Below are 21,536 nucleotides of genomic sequence, written 5' to 3'. Positions count from 1 at the left end.
AAAGGGAAATTCATTTATCATCCCGCTTCATTATCATAAATGATTGAACCCTTCTCATCGCTCGAAACCGCTCAGTGCGTTTCAGCTGACGTTTTAACTCAAATAATGGGAGGTTCACCAGGAGCTTCTTACCTCCTGTAAATTCAATCACAGAATTCTTTCTCGTGTATACGTTCGTCTCCAACACATGTTCTGGAAAGATCCATATATTTTCAGGATCATTCGGCACATGCGTCGGCATCACGATTAGTTTAGTAACCGGATCCAGTATAACCGGGACAATCGAGTCCTTCACACCCAGCTTATGCCTGGATGCATCTATATTTCCCTTAAGCGTACTCCCAGCCAATATACAGCAGTCAAACAAAATCTTCATCGGCGAATCAGCAGCATACTGCACACCATCTGCATGAATAATCTCCGACTGAAACTCAGGATGCTCAATCTTTCTGATGGCCAGTGTATTACGGTTGATCAATAAATGATTCTCTTTCATAATCTAATTCCTCCCGAAACATATATAAATAAAATTTTACACTTATATACATTTCGACAGAGAATATTAATTTCCTTCAAAAATATCGTTCTCTCAAAGAATAACCCTGTCCCTGAAATTTTAATAAATAAATATCTTCATCTTAAATTGTCAGAATCTTGTTTGGGACAGGGAGATTTTTTAATTGATTTGTATTGTTAATCTAGCTTGTAAGAGACTATTTAACCCTAAAGCTCTAACACATCCGCAATCCTCTTACTAGCAAAACCATCTCCATACGGATTACTTGCTTTACTCATTTTTTCATACTCATAATTATCTTCAAGAAGCAACTTGAAGTTATTATAAATGTTTTCTTCTTCAGTCCCCACAAGTTTTAGTGTTCCTGCTTCAACGCCTTCTGGCCGTTCTGTTGTATCTCTCATAACCAGAACTGGCTTTCCTAAGCTTGGTGCTTCTTCTTGAATCCCGCCACTATCTGTCAAAATCAAATAAGATTTTGCTAGGAAATTGTGAAAGTCTAGTACTTCGAGTGGCTCAATGATCCTAACTCTATCATTATTACCAAGTATTTCATTAGCAGCTTCCCGGACAACAGGATTCATATGTATAGGATAGATCACTTTGATATCTTGATATTCATCAACAATTCGTTTTATTGCTCTAAACATGTTTTTCATTGGTTCTCCAAGGTTTTCTCTTCGATGAGCAGTGATCATAATGAGTCTACTATCTGATGCCCATTGAATCTGCTCGTGTGAATAATCACCTGTCACAGTTGTATTGAGAGCGTCTATAGCAGTGTTACCAGTTACATGAATTGAAGACGAATCTTTTCCCTCCTTTAATAGATTACCTTTAGACATTTCTGTTGGAGCAAAGTTATATTTAGCAACAATCCCTACTGCCTGACGATTAAATTCTTCTGGGTATGGCGAATAGATGTTATAAGTTCTAAGCCCAGCTTCAACATGTCCAACAGGTATTTGTAAATAAAAGCATGCTAATGACGTCACAAAAGTTGTAGATGTATCACCATGAACCAGTACGGTATCAGGCTTTTCTTTTTCTAAAATGTCTTTCATTTTTCCAAGAATGTTTATTGTGACATCGAACAAAGTTTGTTTATCTTTCATAATTGAAAGGTCATAATCAGGAGTTACATCAAATGCTTTCAAAACCTGATCTAACATTTCTCTATGTTGACCTGTTACACACACAATAGTATTTAATGTTTCTCGTGTCTTTAACTCTTTAACTAAAGGACACATTTTTATAGCTTCCGGCCTTGTGCCAAATACCACCATGATTTTTTTCTTCATGCTCTTAAACAACTCCATATATTTATTAGAAAACAACCATATGAACGAATTTCATATTTCTCAGCCCAACGCCATCAAATGTTTGAGCGCATAAAAAAGAAGAACCTCCCTAAACAGTCGAAAAGAGTAAGCGCTGAAACAAACTCAGACTAAAGGAAGTCTCCTTGTGCTTATTAAGAAGTGAGCCTGTTTGGCATCTAGGAATTATATGTCTTGGAACCCATCCAGCGATATAAGGCTGTTTTTTTCGGAGATGGATCTTGCGGCGCTGTTATCTCCAAGAAATAGTGGCGTGATACTCTCATATACTTGATTTAATAAGCTATGATTTGTTCTTAGTCACCAGATTGGTCGAGCTTATTTCGACGATCAAAGATATATTAAACCGTTTGAAAAATGATATTCTGTTCGTTTGAAATGCGGTTTTCTATTCTCTGATCACGGCCATTCGCATGACCTTATTCAAGAATTATCCAAAATATAACTTTCTAATGAATTAGTCCAATAAAAGACACCATAATCCTCAGGTCCTTCCGTGAGGGCTTTATCATAGATGAAGCCTTCGCGATTGACGCTTCTCCTTTAATAGCACATAATAAGGCACCGGCTAAAGAAGAAAAGCTAAAACCTTAATCACATATCTAAATATCTACTGGATAAGTTTCATTTTACTGTATATTTATCCCCCCCCCCCCTTGTCTCAAATTAGTAAATAGAATGGCATTAGTGGTACTTTCTAAAGGGCGTGACAGGAAAATAAATCTAAATTCCACATTTATGACAAAGGATGTATTTGGCACTTAAGAAATGTTGGTTTCGACAATTAGCAGTATTCACTAATCTGTATTTATTACTTACTCGAGTAGCTAGACACTGAGCCTCTATGGTCTTGCTTTTAGGCAATAGGGCAAGGTTTAAACTTGCCAGGCGAGTTAGCCTAACATGACCACCTCTACGTATAAAGCAGTGAAGTATTTAATATGTTCTGCATACTCTTATTTACCGTTTCCTACAAAATTAAATTGTCATAAACAACAAAGGAAGCAAGAGATACTCCCCCTTGCTTCCTATGGATTTCATTTATTATTGCTCGTCTTATCTCTCACTAGTACTTTTGATATCTTTTTAATTTCTATTTCTTTAACCAAGATTAATAAAAGAGCACAAATAAAAATATAACATCCTCCCGTCAAAATAATATAAAAGTCAGTATTTTCAATTATGTTTTCTAACTTTATTATTTGTAATAATTCAATTGAAAAAATTGATATAAATAAAACTTTTAAAAATCTTAAGAATTCTCCATTCTCCAATATTTCCCCATATAATTTTTTAACATTCCAATATAAAAAAATTGTTGATATTAATGCAGATAATGAAGTGGCAAGCACAATTCCACTTATACCGAACTGTCTTGCTAAATAGATAGTTAGTATTATATTAATAAATAACGCAATTAGCGAATTAATTAATGGAATTTTGGAATTTTGGAAGGAAAATAAAATTTTAGTGAGAATTTCTCTGTAAGCAAAGAAAATCATACCCAATGAATAAAAGAGTAAAGCTTTTGAGGTAAAGTTAACATCTTTACTAGAAAAATTCCCTCTTTCAAAAATTAATCTAGTAATTCCTTCCGAATAATTTAATAGAAAAACAGTAGTAGGAACTAAAATAAGTGTAATAATTCTAATAGTAAGCGTAATTACGTTTTTCAAACTTTTGAAATCTTTATTTATAGCAAACTTAGACATTCTAGGATATATTAAAGTAGAGATTGTCATAACGACTGTGCTTAATATTAAAGAATTGACCCTATCTGCATAATTTATTGCAGAGATAGCTCCTTCAGAAATAGTTGAAGCAATAGTTTTATCCACAATGACATTTATTTGACTTATAGACTGACTCATCATTATAGGTATACACATAATAAAAAGTGCCTTTATATACTTATCATAAAAGTTTAACTTTGCTTTTATAGAAAAACCATTTTTAAAAGCAAAATACAGTATAAATAACATCTGAAGAAAAGCTGCTATTAATGCTCCATAGCCTAACATTACAACGTTAACGTAATAACTAAGAACAATGCTTGTGATAATGACTATATTATAAATAAGACCTAATAGAGCAGGAATTATAAATTTATCCTTTAATTGAAGATAACCTGTAAATATTGAAATTATAACCGTGAAATATATAGTGAATATTGTAATTTCAGCTAAATTACTAGCTAAAGCCATAGTATTTTCATCAAACCCTATAGCAAACACTCTTAATATTTTTTCCTTAAACAAATAGAACAAAATAAGCAAAAAAGAAGTGATGATTACAAAAAGATACAAAACGTTGCTAAGAAAATTTTTACTTTCATCTTCATTTTTTTCTTCCATTATTCTTATATAAATTGGAATAATTCCGCTCATTACCCCAGTTCCAATAATTCCAAAAATAACTGTAGGAATAATTAGAGATACAATATACGCATCACTAATATAAGAAGCTCCATAATAATAAGCAATTGTTAATTCTCTTCCAAAGCCTAAAAACCTTGAAAAAACTGTTATTATAACAATGTATATTGCAACTTTTTTCATACAAGTACTTCCTTAAATTCGTTATATATAATCCCTTATAGCTCTTGCTGGAACTCCCGCTATAATAAGATTATCTTCAAAACTTTTTGTTACAACTGCACCCGCTCCTACAACACAATTGTCTCCAATCCTTACTCCAGGCATAATCTGCGCTCCATGTCCAATCCAAACATTGTTACCTATAATAATATCTTTTTCAAAATCTCCTTGCTGTATAATCGGTTTACTCGTTTCTTTAATATTATGTGAATATGTCCTTATATGAACATTAAATGAAATCAAACAGTTTTTTCCTATGACTATTTTAGAGTTCTTGTTTGCTAATAGCCATCCTCCGTTTACATAACTGTTGTTACCAACAAAAATATTATCGGGATAATTCAGTGTAGTATTCGAACCTATCCATAAGGGCTGATGTCCAGTTTTGTTAACTAGTTTTGTTTTATATACCGTTAATAACCTAGATTCTATAGATTTTAAGGTGCTTATTAAGCTTCCACAAAGATATATAATACTCATTTTCATTTAGTTACCACCACTCAATCTTTGATAATTTTCTCTTTTTTAATTATTCCAATTAATAAACCAGTAAAAGCCCAATAAAGTAAACTTATTCTAGATACTTGAAAAGCTTCACTAACCATACTGTAAACTAAAAAGAGAAGGGTAAATGTTATGGCTATTATAGTAATTACTTTTTTGTTTGCTCTAAATACTGTATAAATAAAAGAAAAAATTAAAATAAACCAAATAACGCTTCCAATTAGACCCATCTCTATGATGTTACGAATATACTGATTGTCCACTTGTAAATAACTAGATCCGGTGATTACATTAGGAAAACTTTTCCCCATTCCCACAATCCATCCTAGTGAATCATTATGTTGCAATAAGTATCCCCAGTTATTAAATCGAATATTACTACTTTGATCTATTCGAGAGAATCTTTCAATGACAGTGTTGAATAAATATATAAAATCAAAAAAGTAATTTAATATCGTAATAATTAATATTATCGAAATACTTGATAAAATATATTTTAGTTTACTACTCTCATTCTTAAAAACGAATAATGCACCCCAAAAAAAGATATTAGCACACAACATCGCTAGTATTGCTCCTCGAGATACAGTTAAAATAACAAAAAGAGAACTTGTGATATATAAACAAAAGTAAATAATTGATAATTTTTTAATTTTATTATTAAGCCATAAGTACAGATATATAAAGCTTATTACTCCAAAAGACATCCCACTTATACTTGGTGCTTCATTCCCTATTCCACCAATACCATAGTGTGCTTTTATACCTAATATTACCTGGAGTGCACCCCATACTAAACTAGGTATAATTATTATATTTACATAAATTGCAATCTTCCCATTAGACAACATGCGACCAACACTATAAGATAGGATGAAAAATATAAAAAATTCTATTTCTTTCAATATAAAGAAAAAGCTAATTATTTCTATTTCACCAAAAAAATACCTTATTGTCGTTATCAATGCTATAAAAAATATATAAAAGTACCATAATTTTACGGTCAAGTCTCTGTTTATTTCATTATTTTTATTTGCAATGTAGCCAAAAAGTGTAAGTGTACTAATAAAGATTATTATATCTTCTAAGAATAAATCTATACTTCCTAGATTAATAGCTTTTAGATTAAAAATAGAGAATAGTGATAAGAAAAATAATACATATAAAATATTTTTATTCACCTAAAAATCTCCTAAAGTATTCTATTTCTTTATATACTGTATTTTGTTGAAAAAACTTAGTGTTTCTATTATCAGAATTGATTATATCGGTAAGTATTTTTTTTATTTTAATGTTTTTGCTTTCTTTGTTATCTATAAATTTAACATTTTCAAATCCACTTAACATTTCTCTACATATGTCTATATCAGAGGTAATTAGTGGAATCCCAAAAGATGCTAATTCACACATAAAAACCCCCTGTGAATCCAGACGTGTTGGTAAAATTGCATAGTGATATTGGTTTAATATTCTAGGTATTTCTTTTTGATCAATATATTCATATTTAACTGTTAGGTTTGTTGGTATATTATTATACTTAAAGTAATCTCCTTTTCCGTACAGATGAAAAGTATATTCTGGATTGTTTTTAGCTATTTCTACTATTATATCCACTGCGTACTTTGAATTATCAAAGGGACGTATACTAACGAAATCCGCTATTTTATTGTTTTTTGTTTGATATTGCTCATTTTCAAATGTTTCATGTATATTGTTAGGAATAATTCTATAGTTTGATGTCACTTCTTCTAAAGAAATATTAACATTATCCTCAAATTCCTTCTTCATCCATTCACTTACAAAAAAGAAATGACATTTATCTTCTTTTATAAGTTTCAAAAAAAACATTTTTAATACTCTTAATTTTAGTAAATCATACATATTTTGTTGTATATCTTTTGACCACTGTTTTTTTATGAAATCGTAACTCTTTGGATAATATTTATTTAAAGGAAGTACCTCATGACCGTGAATTACAAAAACTATTTCTTCAAAATTCTTTTTGTATTCATTTATAAACCTAACATGATTTCTTATGTTAGGTGCATGTGATATTACAATTTTCCAGCGTTTTTTTGCATACTTCTTTCTGTAAATAGAAAGTGGTATTACTTTAATATCATCAATACTATATTCAGAAACAGCATTAAAAGAAAGAACTAAAATATTTAGATTTAGTTGTTTGTAAAATATATTTCTTGAGTGGATATAATTATTAGAATAATCATTTCCTTTTGGATATGCTTCCGAAATTACTAAAATATCATATCCCTCTTCGTTTACCATATAATAGACCTCCGATTTTCCATAAGTAAATACTTTTGATATATTGTAAAATTTTCCTTAGGAAATCTATAATCTCCAATAACTAAATCCTTTTTGCTCTAAATCAACTTTACTAAAAACACTTTTAATGTCGATTAAAATTTTGTTTTTATTTTCGTAATCTGCATATAAAGAATCAATTTCATTTAATTGAAGTTCTTTAAATACTTGATGTGCAACTGCTAATACAACACAATCAGCATCATTTATTTCACTCAAATCTGCTAATTCAATTCCATATTGCATTTTAGCTTCTGTCTTATCTGCTTCTGGATCTACAACTATAGGTTCTATACCGTATTCTCTTAACCCCAAAATAATATCTATTACCTTTGAGTTTCTTGTATCAGGTGTATTTTCTTTAAAAGCTAACCCAAGTATAATTACTTTTGACTGTTTAACAACTTTATTAGCTAATATCAGTTTCTTAATAATAGCTTCGGCAACAAATTTCCCCATACCATCATTAATCTTTCTTCCAGAAAGGATAATTTGACTATGATAACCCAATTTTTCAGCTTCATATAGAAAATAGTAAGGATCTACACTAATACAGTGTCCCCCCACTAATCCCGGATAAAATTTCAGAGCATTCCACTTAGTATTCATAGCTTCAATAACTTCTTGTGTATCAATTCCCATACGATCAAACACCATTGCAAGTTCATTCATAAATGCAATGTTTATATCTCTTTGACTATTCTCTACCACTTTAGCTGCTTCAGCTACTTTAATAGAATTAGCTCGGTGAACTCCAGCCTCTACAACTAATTCATATATTTTAGCAATTTCATCTAACGACTGTTGATCAATACCAGAAACAATTTTTATTATATTCTCTAGTCTATGAATTTTATCTCCAGGATTAATACGTTCAGGAGAGTAACCAACTTTAAAATCTATCCCACATTTTAAACCTGACTCTTTTTCTAAAATCGGAATACAAATATCTTCTGTTACTCCTGGATATACAGTAGATTCATATACAACAACAGATCCAATTGTAAGGTTTTTTCCAATCATGCTACTGACTTTCTCAATAGGTGTTAAATCAGGGGTTTTATCCGCATTAATTGGAGTGGGTACAGCTACTACATGAAATTTCGCATCTCGAATTTTACTTGGGTCTGAAGTAAATTCCACAGAGGTTTTTTTGATAATTTCATTGCCGATTTCGTTAGTCGGGTCTACACCGTCTTTATATTGTTGGATTTTCTCTTTATTTAAATCAAATCCAATTACATTTACTTTTTTTGCGAATGCAACTGCAATCGGCATCCCTACATACCCTAATCCTATTACTGCTATTTTCTCTTCTTTGTTAACTAGTTTTTCGTACAAATTCATTTGACTCTTCCCCACCTTCATCAATACCTTCAATAATATTAATAACTTTTTCTGTCAACTTACTAAAATCAAACACATGGGCAATTTCTCTGGCGTTCTCACCCATTTTTTTATTATCCACTTCACTGCTACTTGCAATTAAAATAGCTTTAGCAATTTCTTTTGCATTTTGATGAGGAGCACTAATTCCACAATTATATTTTTCACAAATACTGTATCCAGTAGAGTATGTTTGAACGATACATTTTCCAGCAGCTAAATATTCAAAGAATTTATTTTGACTTTGACCGTACTTATCAAGTGAAGTGCTGGAGTTATGAAGAATATTAATATATGATTTTTTAAGTATAGATGGCACATACTTCTTTTCTACTTTTCCCTTGAAGATAACGTTATTAATACCTTCTTCTTCACAACGTTTCTTAAGAGCTTCACTTTCATCACCAGAACCATATATTAAAAATCTAATATCATTTTCATCTTGCTTTTGAATAATATTGGCAGCGTCTATCAACATACCTAGATTGTTAACTTTTCTTATTGACCCGGCATAAACGATATTTTTATATCCCTTACTATCTAAATCTGAATCTATTATTTTATGTTCATTGCTATTTTTATCAAATGAATCTATTACTACCCCATTACTTATATGATGAACTTTGTTTAAATCTATTATGTCATCCCAATTTTGATCTGAGATGTAGTCTTTCCCACCTTCCCAAGTCATAATAATAGAATGGGCATTTTTATAAATCCACTTTTCTCCTTGGTACAACATTTTTGCAATTAAACTATTTCTTTTTAAGGTTCCATACGCTACTATACTTTCCGGCCAAAGATCTCTTACTTCACAAATGCAAGGCACTCCAAAATGTTTAGCTACTTTTATTCCTGCTACAAGAGTTAAAGGATGAACACTTGAAGCTAAGATTACATCTGGCTTACCATTCTTTTTTGCATACTCTTTTGAGACCTTAAAAAGATTAATATAGAAACTAAGCATGTTTTTAATACGTTGCTTGCCGTTTCCAATATAGTTAGGAGTTTTTACAAAAACAAATGGTATTTCATTAACTTGATGAGAGACAAATAAGCGTTTCCCCGTATCTATGTTTTCATCTGAGTTATGTACAGTGGAGGCACAAAATATTGTAGGATTATACCCCTTTTTTATAAGGTTTTCTGCAAACCAATAATGTCGACCAGCCTGATCTTTATACATATTTGTTGCATAATGATTCCATATCCAAATGTTCTTTTTCATTATTTAACTCTCCTAACAGGGACACCAACATATACTCCAGCAGTAATTATATCGTTAACAACTACCGCACCAGCACCAATCATAATTCCCTCACAAATACTTACATTATTCTTGATCACACTGCCAACCCCTAACCAAGAGCCTGATCCGACAATTACAGTTCCAGCCAAATGAACACCCGGAGAAACATGCACAAAATCGCCAATCAAATTGTCATGATCTACGGTTGAACCAGTGTTTAAGATGCATCCCTTACCTATTCTCGTGTTACAATTGACAATTACACCAGCCATTAATACAGTGCCACACTCAATTAGTACTTCTCGCCCAACAACGGCGCCCGGATGTATAAGTACAGGTATACTCGCACTTAGACTCTCTAACTTCTGATATACTTTTTTTCTAATATCATTATCACCAATGGCAACAAAAAAATCGTAATCATCAATAAACTTTTTGAAATCTTCAGATGTACCAACAACATCAAGACCTAAACATGAAGTAACCGCAGGATTATCATCGAGAAAAGCAACTTTCTCCCACTTCCCCATCTCAAGCGCTATATCTGCAACCACTTTTCCATGTCCACTGGCACCAATAATCAGTAATTTATTCTTCATAACTTACTGTTCCCTTTTCAGACCCCTTGAATGGCTCCATGGTTGCAGCCGTTTCAGAGTTGATCCCTTCCCTTACAAATACCTTTTTTAAAGTCAAAAAGATCAGTTTCCAATCTCCTGTGAAACTCACATTTTCAACATACTTAACATCTAACTCAAACTTCTGTTCCCAGCTAATGGCATTCCGTCCACTTACCTGAGCAAGCCCTGACAAGCCAGGTCTTACTTCATGGCGTTTTCGTTGATGAATACTGTATAAAGGAAGATACTGAACAAGTAAAGGTCTTGGTCCAATGAGAGACATATCACCTTTAAGAATATTAAAGAGCTCTGGTAACTCATCAAGTGAAGTAGATCTTAAAAACTGTCCGAACTTCGTCAGCCTCACATGATCAGGAAGCAATTCTTCATTCTCATCACGCTCATCCGTCATCGTCCGAAACTTATACATCTTAAAAATCTCTTCATTCATACCCGGGCGCTCCTGTGTAAACAAGACCGGACTACCAAGCTTCTTCTTCACAAGAATAGCAGTCACAGCAAACACAGGACTCAACACAATAATAGCTGCAGATGAACACGTAACATCAATCACCCTTTTAAAATAACGCTCATATAATCCTTGTTTCCTCACTTCACTCACCACAACTCTTTAATTTTCTCTACCACATAAGCTAGCTCTTCATCACTCATCTTCGTATCACTTGGCAAACAAATACCATGCTCAAACAACCGCTCAGAAACATCACTTCCAACAAAATCATACCCCTCAAAATAAGGCTGCAAATGCATCGGCTTCCAAACAGGTCTCGACTCGATATTCCATTCATCCAAATGCTCAATTAAACGTTCAACAGTAATTATCGGATGTTCCAATGTAATCGCGCTTAGCCAGTAATTCGGCTTATCCCACTCATTCTCAGGCATAAACGAAATACCCTCGAGTCCATTAAGCTCTTTCTTATATGTTTCATAGATCTTACGCTTTTTCTCAACACGCTGATCCAACACCATCAGCTGACCACGACCTATACCCGCAGAAATATTACTCATTCGATAATTATAGCCAAGTTCACTATGCTGATAATGTCTCGCCTGGTCACGGGACTGCATCGACCAAAATCTTGCCTTAGCAATACGGCTGTCCTGATTAGAAACAAGCATACCTCCACCTGAAGTCGTAATAATCTTATTCCCGTTAAATGAATATATCCCAAAGTCACCAAATGTTCCTGTCATTTGTCCCTTGTAATAGCTACCCAGCGATTCAGCAGCATCCTCGATCAAAGCTACATTATACTGATCACATAATTCAGTGATTCGATCCATATCTGCAGATAAACCATATAGATGTACAATCACAACAGCTTTTACATCAGGATACTTTTTAAACGCTTGTTCTAAAGCATCCGGACACATATTCCAAGTTTTCTCGTCACTATCTATAAAAACCGGCTTTGCATTTTGGTAAATAATTGGATTGGCTGTAGCTGAAAATGTAAGTGTTGAGCAGAATACGACATCATTTACACCTACACCAGCTGCCTTCAGTGCCAGGTGAATGGCAGCTGTGCCTGATGACAATGCTGCAGCAGCTCTAATATTTACTTTCTTAGCCAGTTCTTTCTCAAACTCATCCACATTTTTCCCAAGAGGCGCAATCCAGTTTGTCTCAAAAGCTTCCTGGACAAACCGCTGCTCATACCCCTCATCACTCATATGTGGAGAAGAAAGCAATATTCTTTGAGCCACTTTACTTTTAGTTGTCTCCATTGTCATCATCCTTCCTGATGTAAGATCTGTGTATATTAGTTGATTATTATAAAATAAATAGCTGACCAAAAGGAACCTAACCTATGTAAGCGCTATCGTTCCCTCTATCAGCTATCTAAAAACAAAATATTCGGGCATTCAACCCACCCTCACACCACCAGCCTGACAACACATGCGTCTAAGGAACCGAATCCCACCTGATGACCGAGTGCCTCCCCTGATACTGGAATAGGAGACATGTCCAACTTTGCATTTAGCTACTTTTGATCTTTAAACGCTCCACATTCTTTCGGTTCGCAACACCAATTAATATCTCTTTAAGTTGCTCTTCGTCAGAATGTTCAATATCTCTCAGCAATAGCTCCATCTCAACATTCGAAACTGGAACTGCTTTACCAATAAATATCTTCTCGAACACCTGCTTATCCTGTACTTCATCTTCATTCAACAACTCTTCATATAGCTTCTCTCCAGGACGCATTCCGGCAAATTTGATTGGAATTTCTTCTTCTGTATAACCGGATAAGCGGATCAGGTTCTTTGCGAGATCCACAATCTTTACAGGCTCTCCCATATCCAACACAAATACTTCCCCGCCGCGTGCAAGTGTACCCGCCTGAATGACCAGGCGTGACGCTTCAGGGATTGTCATAAAGTAACGTGTCATTCTTTCATCAGTCACTGTGACAGGACCGCCTGCAGCAATCTGTCTTTTAAATAAAGGAATCACACTGCCCCGAGAGCCTAATACATTACCAAACCGGACCGCTGCAAACACTGTATCGCTTTCTTTCGCAAGGTTCTGAACGATCATTTCAGCAAAACGCTTTGTTGCACCCATGACGTTAGGAGGATTCACTGCTTTATCAGTAGAGACCAGTACAAAGTGTCCTACTCCTGCTTCATGTGCAGCAGTTGCGACATTTTTTGTACCAAAGATATTGTTTTTAACCGCTTCAAACGGATTTGCTTCCATTAAAGGTACGTGCTTATGTGCCGCAGCATGGTAGACAACATCCGGCTGATGCTCTTTCATGACTGCAAGAATCCGTTCACCATCCTGCACATCTGCAATCGTTGGCACAAGTTCAATATGATCAGCGAACTGACTGCGCAGCTCCATATCAATTTTGTATATAGAATTTTCACCATGTCCGAGCAGAATCAGCTTAGCTGGTGAGAACCTGCAAACCTGACGGCTGATTTCTGAACCGATTGAGCCGCCGGCACCTGTAACCAGAATCGTCTTACCTGTTAAGTCTTCAGAGATCTTCTGCATATCCAGCTCAACCGGATCTCGGCCGAGTAAGTCTTCAACCTGCACTTCACGGATCTGGTTTACTTCTATACGGCCTGACGCCAGATCACCGAATAGAGGAAGGATTTTCGTTTTAGCATTTGTTTTTGCACACTCTTCAAAAATACGCTTAATCCCGCTTCTATCTAATGAAGGAATCGCAATAATGATATGTTCGATCTGCTGCTTCTCGACGACCTCTTTAATACAATCCACGCCCCCATAGACTGGAACGCCATGGATTTCAAGGTTGTGCTTCGAGCGGTCATCATCGATAAACCCGACGACCTGAAGCTCTGCATTTGGATTATGGTTCAGCTCTCTTAAAATAAGTGAACCGGCAGCACCCGCTCCGACAACCAGCGTACGCTTACGATTTTTAGTTGGGCGGAAATATGTATCCCGGTACATGCGCCAGCTGAATCTGACACCGCCTAATAGTAGTATATGTAGCATCCATGTGATTAATAGGGTTCTTGTATAAAGTGAAGTTGAAAAGATCAGCTGATAGAGTACGACGACAATAATAGATAGCGTAACTGCCTTAGCAAGCCCAACCAGCTCATTCAGACTTGAATATTGCCACACCCTTTTATAAAGCCCGAAAAAGTGTGCAAATAAATGATGGGTTAATAGCAGCAGAATTGAACTCGTCACTAGGACGTTCATATTCTGGTCGCTTCCGATCCCGTAAAGGTCACCGAAAGGTAAGAAGAAATAGTAGCTGATAAAGATAGATAGAATCACAATTGATGAGTCTATAAGCATAAGTCCTGCCAGTCTTTTCTGATAAGCCAATGTGATTTCCACCTCCGTAAATACTTTGTTACAAAACCGTAATGATCTATGGTTTTTCCCAAGCGAATTAATGCTTAGGTACTATTATTTTTTACAGTTTAATGGCGATTTGTAGCTTTTTTCGCCTTTTTATCGCTCGATTCTTGTAACATAGTATCACAATAGATGGAAGATGAATAGTTGTTTTTCATTTTTTATGTATTATTTGGGTTTATTTTATGTAAAGTTGGGAAAATAAAAAGCCTATTTAAGGAGAGTTGTTGGTAAAAACCCCTTAGATAGGCAAAATTCTGCGTAAAAAGCTCTGTTTTCTAATTAATTCTGGTGGGGCAGGAACAAATAACTCCCCTGAAAGAACTGAAGTGGAATGTTCTTTCATCTCAGACGTCACTTGACTGCCGAAACGGTCTGTGATGACCTGATATGCCTTCTGCATTGAAAATCCACGTGCGCCGGTATTATGGGCATCTGACGCGATAAAGTGAGCCTGATTCGACTCAATCAGCTGAAGAGAAAATTTCTGGACTTTTTTATTAAACTCCCCGGCAACACTTGTCGCCGTCAATTGTGTCAGTACCCCCTGCTGGACTAACTCAAGTAATCTTTCAGGCTTTTCCACAATCATACTGTTACGCTCAGGATGGGCAATAATCGGACGATACCCCTCCACCTGAAGGTCGTATAAGACACGCTGGGCAAAAACCGGAATCTGACTGGATGGAAATTCTACCAGCACATATGGATTTTGATTTTTCCCAAGTGCAATACTTGTCCCGCTGCGCAGATCTTCAATCAGTTCACCGTACATTCTGATTTCCTGACCGGGATGAATCTTCAAAGAACGTCCGGTTTCAGCAAGCTTTCGATTAAGTTCATGAACGGCACGTTTTACTATATGTGACTCATTATGAAAACGGCGTGTCTGATGGTGCGGTGTTGCGATAATATCTGTGATGCCATTTTCAATCGCCTGATCAGCCATTGTTAATGCATCCTCTATCGTCTGCGCACCATCATCCAGTCCCGGAAGGATATGACAGTGAATATCAATCATTGATCCTCACCTCTTATTCTCCGTAATAGTAATAATAATCGTCACCGGCTTCGACTTTTTTATCATTTAAGATCACACCGAGAATTTTAGTTTTCACAGCCAGCAGCTGCTCTTTCGCTTTCACAGCTTTTTCTTTATCTGCTACACGCGAACGCACGACAAGAATTGTTCCGTCACAGCGGCTTGCAAGCACCTGCGCATCCGTCACAGCAAGAACTGGCGGCGCATCAAAAATAACGACATCATATGATTCTCTTGCCTGTTGTATAAACTGATCCATTGAACGGGAATCAAGCAGTTCAGAAGGGTTCGGAGGAATGATACCTGAAGTAAGCACCTGCAGCTTTTCAATCCCAGACTCCTCTACTACTTCTTCAAGTCTGTTTTGTCTCGTCAGGATATTTGATAATCCTCTTGAATTAATCAGGCTGAATGTATAGTGTACAGTGGGCTTTCTCATATCAGCGTCAACGAGTAGCGTCCGCTTACCTGCCTGGGCGAAAACAATTGCCATGTTTGCGGCAGTTGTCGACTTCCCTTCACCCGCTCCGGAAGACGTTACAACAATCGTCTGGATTTCCTGATCAACTGCTGAAAATTGTATATTCGTTCTGATCGTTCTGTACTGCTCTGCCGCAACCGCTTTCGGATTGGCATGTGCAATCAGATTTCTCATATGCTGATTAGAGCCTTTGTTTTTCTTAGCTGCCATACTGCTCACTCCTTGAACCTACTGACTTCTTCTGAAGGTGTAATTGATTTGGCACATCTTTGTTGTCCATTGTGTTAATGACACCAAGTAATGGGAGATCCAATACTTTTTCAATATCTTCTTCTGTCTTCACAGAGTTATCAAGATATTCAAGTAAGAATGATAGCCCTACTCCAATCATTAAGCCGACAACTAATGCAATCGCCATATTTAAAAATGGCTGCGGGCTGACCGGACTCTGGTTATCTGATACTACTGCCGGAGACAGGATATTCACGTTATTTACATTCATTAGCTCAACAATTTCAGTCTGAAATACTTCAGCTGTAAGATTAGCAATTTCTGCTGCTTTATATGGATCTTCATCTTCTATTGTTACGTTCACAAGCTGTGAATTTTGTTCATTTGCAACTGTAATTTTACTGTTCAGCTGAGCAACTGTTAATTCATTGTCTAATTGTGTTGAAACCTGCTCTAAAATAGCCGGACTCTTAATAATGCCGCTATATGTATTAATTAACTGAAGGTTGGCCTGTATATCAGACACCTGTACATTCGCAGCTTCTGTCTGTTCCTGATTCACAAGCAGCTGTGTCGTTGACTGATACATCGGCGTCACGATTAAAAAGGAGTAAAGTCCTGCTAATAAGACGGCAATGACTGCGAATGAGACGATCAACATGAACCGTTTTTTCAATACGGTAAATAATTCTTTCAGACTAATTGTTTCTTCCATCAAGTGGTGCCTCCTGTCAAATAAAAATAACTATTTGATTATAGCATACCTTTTTCAGAGTTCAGCAGGAATTGTCAATTTTTTCGGGATTTTTCATTTCTTATCTATTATTTGACCCGGGAGTTTACTATAATAATGAATATATATGACTTATTATTCTGCTTTTTCAGTTCGGATAGGGGGATGTATGTCTCATTTTTCTGATGACAATCAGGTCTAATCGATTAGATGAAGCAATTGTTTAAAGGAGCCGTTTGGATGAAGAAATTATTATTCTTTTTACTTGTTATCGCCACTGCCGGCGGATTATTTTTCGGCTATCAGTCCTGGCAGGGTCAGCTGAAGGCTGTTCATGAGAAGAGTCCGGTGCTGACGACAGAGGCACAAAGTGCAGTGCAGGAAGAATCAGAAGCTGAAGAAGAAACAGCGACTGCGGAGGAAGGTTCGGATCTGCCATTTAACACTGACTTACCTGCTGAATTTCTGGAAAAGGTTAAATCCGCCGAAGCAAATGGAGATTCACTTTCTATTACACTCGTATCAACTGACTCAGCAGCACTGGAATCACCAGCCTGGACCGGTATTTTGGAGGAACGATTTTCAGAAGTGCTGAACAATTCATCAATTGAAACCTTCAGCTATGAAGAAACGTCAGACTATTGGGCAGATGAAATGGCTCAAGATGACAGATTTGTAAATGCAGATATCATTCTGTTTGAACTGCCGACGATTTATGACAATGGTTATTGGTCGATTGATGACCAGGAGTACTTTATGGATCAGATCATCAGTGAGCTGGAAGCGATGGATGCATCAGTATTTGCCATGCCATCACAGCCGATTGCCGGCGCCTCCTATTACAATGACGAAGTAGAAGTGATCAGCGAACGATTTGACGGTACATCTATTACTTACATTGACCACTGGGACGAATGGCCGTCTGATCTGGAAAACTATTTAACAGAGGATAATGATCCGACAAGTGAAGCGAATGCATTATGGGGCGAGACACTGTCAGCATACTTTTTTAATCAACAATAAACATAAAGTGGGGCTATTACATGGAAAGAGTAAAACGTAAGAGAAAAAAGAAAAGACCGGTACTGAAGTGGTCGCTGATCATCCTCGGGCTGTTATTTTTAAGCGCGATTGCCTATGGCGCCATTGTATTCCAATCGCTGACAAGTGCAACAAATGAAATGCACGAGCCGATTGACCGCGAAGTATCAGAGAAACGTATGGAGGAAGTCCGATTTGAAGAAAGAGATCCATTCTCTGTCCTGCTGCTTGGGGTAGACGAGCGTGAAGGCGACTCAGGAAGATCAGATACAATGATCGTGATGACCGTGAACCCGCAGACAGAAGAAACAAAGCTGCTCAGCATCCCGCGTGATACTTATACAAATATTGAAGGACGCGGAATGGATAAGATCAACCATGCCTATGCCTTCGGCGGTACAGAGCTTGCAATGTCTACAGTAGAAAATATGCTTGATATTCCGATTGATTATTATGTAAAAGTAAATATGGAAGGCTTTAAGGATATTGTGGATGCTGTTGATGGTGTCACAGTAAATAACGGACTTGAATTTGAAGCTGGCGGTTACAGCTATCCACTTGGTGAGCTCTCACTGAACGGTGACGAAGCACTCGCTTACGCAAGAATGCGTTATGAAGATCCAAACGGCGACTTCGGCCGTCAGGAACGCCAGCGTCAGGTCATCCAGGGGATTATCCGTGAAGGTGCAAGCGTGAACTCCCTGATGAACTTCCAGGATATCTTTCAGGCGCTTGGTTCTAATGTAAAGACAAACCTGACTTTTAATCAGCTTGTTGATATTCAGTCCAAGTACCGTTCAGCTGCAGGCAGTGTACAGCAGACGACACTTGATGGCGGAAGCGGACAGTATATCAATGATATTTATTATTATGTTGTGCCGGATGAGAAGATTGCTGAGGTGCAGGAACAGTTGAAGGCGGAATTGGCTTTGAGTTCATCATAAGGTGTTTAGAGGATCCCGGAGCGATGGTGCTTCGGGGTCTTTTTATATCTTTAATCGTTACACTGCGCTTCAGGCGGACGCTTTCCGGACGGAGGTTGCTGAGCCTCCTCGCCTTCGGCTGTGGGGTCTCAGCTTCCCTCTATTCGTCCCGGAATCACCGCCTTACGCTCCGTTGCACTTTATATGTAATAATCACTGACTGTTTTGAGAGGCTCATGTACTTAACACGATCAACAGTCAAATAAACTTTCGAATGAAAAAAGCTGCCGGTTTTGCACCGGCAGCTTTTAATTTTGTATTTATGATTTATTCTGCTGCTTCTCTGCAATCCGTAGGAAGTTCAGCAGCGGACGGTAGCTTTTGTCTACGAGTCCGATCATTTCAACTGCGATTTCAATGGATACAAACAGCAGTAGTCCGACGATAATGGCTCCCCAAATCGTTGACATTGAGAAGATAATCGCAAAGACTCCGAATAGTGCAGCCATTGAGTAGATTAACAGCACAGTCTGTCTGTGTGTGAATCCAAGATTGATTAAGCAGTGATGCAGGTGTGATTTATCTGCCTGCGAGATTTTTGCTTTATTGAATCTCCGTCTGATAATCGCAAAGAATGTGTCTGATAGCGGTACACCAAGGATAATCAGCGGAATGATTAACGAAATCACTGTAATGTTTTTGAACCCCTGTAAGGCAAGAATTGAGATCATGAATCCAAGGAATAATGCCCCTGAATCTCCCATAAAGATCTTTGCCGGGAAGAAGTTATAGCGCATAAATCCAAGAATCCCTGCGACAAGGATGAATGCGATGACCATAACAAGCGTATTCCCCATCAGCACGGCCATAAAGCCGATTGTTGCAAGTGCAATGGCAGAAACACCGGAAGCCAGTCCATCCAGACCATCAATCAGGTTGATGGAGTTTGTAATTGCGACAATCCAGAAGACTGTCAGCGGTATACTCATCAGACCAAATTCAAATGTGCCTCCGAATGGAAGGTTAATAAATTCAAGCTGGATCCCGCCAAGCGCAATCAGCAGTGCTGCCGCAATCTGTCCGCTGAGCTTCATCAGCGGTGTAATTTCGTGTATATCATCTAAAATACCAGTGAGCAGGATTATGGTTGCGCCCGCTATGATAATATATAAATCAAAGTCAAGTGGCTGTGTTAACTGAACAATTGCAACACCTATTATAAATGCCAGATATATTGATAGACCGCCAAGACGTGGCATCTCTTTTAAATGCACTTTCCGGGCATTTGGCTGGTCAACAGCTCCTAGTGAATGCGCGGCTTTAATAACCGCAGGAGTGATCAACATAGCAAAGATAAAGGATGTCACCAGTGCAAATAAAAGCATCTTGATCACCTCAGTCTTTACATTAAATTAATATTCTCATCAAAGTATAGCTAATCCTTTACGAAATAGCAATCATTCAATTATAGTGTTTACATTCCCTTCATAAACCCTTTACAAACATTGACAACCCTACTAAACGCAGAGGTGACAGGCTTGAACTCATTAAATAAGATTAATATCCTTAACATTCCGTTCATCAAAACGACAAATAAACGACTCCTTACCTATATAAAGGAAGAACATATCGATAAGAAGAAACAGGCATTTATCATTACCGCCAATCCGGAAATCGTCATGCATGCTGACCGGGATCCTGCATATAAAAAGATCGTTCACAGCGCAGACTGCGTGGTACCGGACGGCATCGGGATCATCTACGCATCAAAAATTCTCGGTCAGCCGCTCCCTGAAAGAATCGCAGGCTTCGATCTCCTGCACGATTTCCTAAGAATTGCTGCTGATCAGCAAAAGTCTGTCTTTTTATACGGTGCAAAGCCTGAAGTCATTCAAAAGGCTGTGGCTAATCTGAAGAAGCAATATCCTCAGCTGATCATTGCAGGATATGAAGACGGCTATCATTCATATCCTGAACAGGTCGCTGAACGTGTAAAGAATACAGAAGCTGACTTTGTATTTGTTGGAACAGGCTTCCCTAGACAGGAGCAATGGATCAACACGTACAGACACCTCTTCCCTCACACAATCGCAATGGGCGTTGGCGGGAGCTTTGATGTGCTGTCAGGTGAAACAAAACGTGCACCGGGCATTTTTATCAGGCTGAACCTGGAGTGGTTCTACAGACTTGTAACGCAGCCTAAACGTATTGGACGCATGATGGCACTTCCATTGTTTTTAATGAATGTTATTGCTGTGAGGATACTCAGAAGATCATAGCTGTTGAAAGGACTGAGGCCTGGCTTCAGTTCTTTTTAATATCCGCATCTCCTTGCTCCGTACGTCCCTCTATTTACTCTCCTTTACAAAGATACATCCTCATTTACAATTAATTATTTCCTTACACTATATTTACTTAGTGAACAAAAAATTGGATGAGTTACAGTAAATCTAAAAAACACATCTTTTTACCTAAAAATCATTTTTTCCGGTCGAATAATCAGACCTCTTATTTCTTTAAATGTATGATTTTGTATATATATCGGCTTTAAATGTGTATATTTAACTAGTTTACACTCTTAGAAAGCACTATTTTTAAGACTTCACATCTATTTTTTATTATACTATAATGAAAATGCAATTATTTTCACACTTAATTGCAGGAATT

At 36.8% G+C, this 21,536-nt stretch carries 19 protein-coding genes; 3 read left to right on the top strand and 16 right to left on the bottom strand.

Annotation, left to right across the window (positions count from 1 at the left end; translation table 11 throughout):
- Positions 1-10: 10 nt before the first annotated feature.
- The 15 genes from UFB30_RS03720 to UFB30_RS03650 all read right to left on the bottom strand — a co-directional run bounded on the left by UFB30_RS03720 (position 11) and on the right by UFB30_RS03650 (position 16,887).
- Positions 11-496 carry a competence protein ComK gene (locus UFB30_RS03720; protein ID WP_322420326.1) on the bottom strand — a complete coding sequence of 162 codons (486 nt, stop codon included), beginning with the start codon at positions 494-496 and terminating at the stop codon, positions 11-13.
- Between the two features lie 227 nt (positions 497-723).
- The gene (gene wecB, locus UFB30_RS03715) at positions 724-1,818 is read right to left on the bottom strand and encodes a non-hydrolyzing UDP-N-acetylglucosamine 2-epimerase (RefSeq protein ID WP_322420325.1); all 1,095 of its coding nucleotides are present in this window, start codon (positions 1,816-1,818) and stop codon (positions 724-726) included.
- Positions 1,819-2,894: 1,076 nt separating this feature from the next.
- The gene (gene murJ, locus UFB30_RS03710; protein WP_322420324.1) at positions 2,895-4,415 is read right to left on the bottom strand and encodes a murein biosynthesis integral membrane protein MurJ; all 1,521 of its coding nucleotides are present in this window, start codon (positions 4,413-4,415) and stop codon (positions 2,895-2,897) included.
- A 21-nt stretch (positions 4,416-4,436) separates the two neighbouring features.
- Positions 4,437-4,940 (bottom strand): acyltransferase, encoded by a 504-nt coding sequence (locus UFB30_RS03705; protein WP_322420323.1) that lies wholly within the window; start codon positions 4,938-4,940, stop codon positions 4,437-4,439.
- A gap of 14 nt (positions 4,941-4,954) precedes the next feature.
- On the bottom strand, positions 4,955-6,139 hold the full coding sequence (locus tag UFB30_RS03700; RefSeq protein WP_322420322.1) for an O-antigen ligase family protein: 1,185 nt from the start codon (positions 6,137-6,139) through the stop codon (positions 4,955-4,957).
- On the bottom strand, positions 6,132-7,244 hold the full coding sequence (locus UFB30_RS03695) for a glycosyltransferase (protein WP_322420321.1): 1,113 nt from the start codon (positions 7,242-7,244) through the stop codon (positions 6,132-6,134). The genes UFB30_RS03700 and UFB30_RS03695 overlap by 8 nt, the downstream gene beginning before the upstream one ends.
- A gap of 66 nt (positions 7,245-7,310) precedes the next feature.
- Positions 7,311-8,630: a nucleotide sugar dehydrogenase gene (locus tag UFB30_RS03690; protein ID WP_322420320.1), complete on the bottom strand. Its 1,320-nt coding sequence runs from the start codon at positions 8,628-8,630 to the stop codon at positions 7,311-7,313.
- Entirely contained in the window at positions 8,605-9,897 is a 1,293-nt protein-coding gene (locus UFB30_RS03685; protein ID WP_322420319.1) for a glycosyltransferase family 4 protein, read from the bottom strand. The genes UFB30_RS03690 and UFB30_RS03685 overlap by 26 nt, the downstream gene beginning before the upstream one ends.
- Positions 9,897-10,517 (bottom strand): acetyltransferase, encoded by a 621-nt coding sequence (locus UFB30_RS03680; RefSeq protein WP_322420318.1) that lies wholly within the window; start codon positions 10,515-10,517, stop codon positions 9,897-9,899. The genes UFB30_RS03685 and UFB30_RS03680 overlap by 1 nt, the downstream gene beginning before the upstream one ends.
- Positions 10,507-11,151 carry a sugar transferase gene (locus tag UFB30_RS03675; protein WP_322420317.1) on the bottom strand — a complete coding sequence of 215 codons (645 nt, stop codon included), beginning with the start codon at positions 11,149-11,151 and terminating at the stop codon, positions 10,507-10,509. The genes UFB30_RS03680 and UFB30_RS03675 overlap by 11 nt, the downstream gene beginning before the upstream one ends.
- A 5-nt stretch (positions 11,152-11,156) precedes the next feature.
- Entirely contained in the window at positions 11,157-12,269 is a 1,113-nt protein-coding gene (locus UFB30_RS03670) for a DegT/DnrJ/EryC1/StrS family aminotransferase (RefSeq protein WP_322420539.1), read from the bottom strand.
- Positions 12,270-12,543: 274 nt separating this feature from the next.
- Entirely contained in the window at positions 12,544-14,385 is a 1,842-nt protein-coding gene (locus tag UFB30_RS03665) for a polysaccharide biosynthesis protein (protein ID WP_322420316.1), read from the bottom strand.
- Between the two features lie 274 nt (positions 14,386-14,659).
- Positions 14,660-15,439, bottom strand: coding sequence for a tyrosine-protein phosphatase (locus tag UFB30_RS03660; RefSeq protein WP_322420315.1), 780 nt, complete (start codon positions 15,437-15,439; stop codon positions 14,660-14,662).
- Positions 15,440-15,452: 13 nt separating this feature from the next.
- Positions 15,453-16,151: a CpsD/CapB family tyrosine-protein kinase gene (locus tag UFB30_RS03655; protein WP_322420314.1), complete on the bottom strand. Its 699-nt coding sequence runs from the start codon at positions 16,149-16,151 to the stop codon at positions 15,453-15,455.
- A complete protein-coding gene (locus UFB30_RS03650; protein ID WP_322420313.1) occupies positions 16,141-16,887 on the bottom strand; it encodes a YveK family protein in 747 nt (248 codons plus the stop codon). The genes UFB30_RS03655 and UFB30_RS03650 overlap by 11 nt, the downstream gene beginning before the upstream one ends.
- A 258-nt stretch (positions 16,888-17,145) precedes the next feature.
- On the opposite strand from UFB30_RS03650, the gene UFB30_RS03645 reads away from it, so the two are divergent.
- Positions 17,146-17,928, top strand: a complete 783-nt coding sequence (locus UFB30_RS03645) for a hypothetical protein (RefSeq protein ID WP_322420312.1) — start codon at positions 17,146-17,148, stop codon at positions 17,926-17,928.
- Between the two features lie 20 nt (positions 17,929-17,948).
- Positions 17,949-18,890, top strand: coding sequence for an LCP family glycopolymer transferase (locus tag UFB30_RS03640; RefSeq protein ID WP_322420311.1), 942 nt, complete (start codon positions 17,949-17,951; stop codon positions 18,888-18,890).
- A 299-nt stretch (positions 18,891-19,189) separates the two neighbouring features.
- Here UFB30_RS03640 and UFB30_RS03635 read toward each other — a convergent pair whose 3' ends face one another.
- On the bottom strand, positions 19,190-20,254 hold the full coding sequence (locus tag UFB30_RS03635) for a glycosyltransferase family 4 protein (RefSeq protein WP_322420310.1): 1,065 nt from the start codon (positions 20,252-20,254) through the stop codon (positions 19,190-19,192).
- Positions 20,255-20,407: 153 nt separating this feature from the next.
- On the opposite strand from UFB30_RS03635, the gene UFB30_RS03630 reads away from it, so the two are divergent.
- Positions 20,408-21,148: a WecB/TagA/CpsF family glycosyltransferase gene (locus tag UFB30_RS03630; RefSeq protein ID WP_322420309.1), complete on the top strand. Its 741-nt coding sequence runs from the start codon at positions 20,408-20,410 to the stop codon at positions 21,146-21,148.
- Positions 21,149-21,536 lie beyond the last annotated feature (388 nt).

The organism is Jeotgalibacillus haloalkalitolerans (genome assembly GCF_034427455.1).
Classification (GTDB): Bacteria; Bacillota; Bacilli; order Bacillales; family Jeotgalibacillaceae; genus Jeotgalibacillus; species Jeotgalibacillus haloalkalitolerans.
Note: the sequence above shows the minus strand (reverse complement) of the source record. Positions and strands in the feature narration are given on the sequence as shown.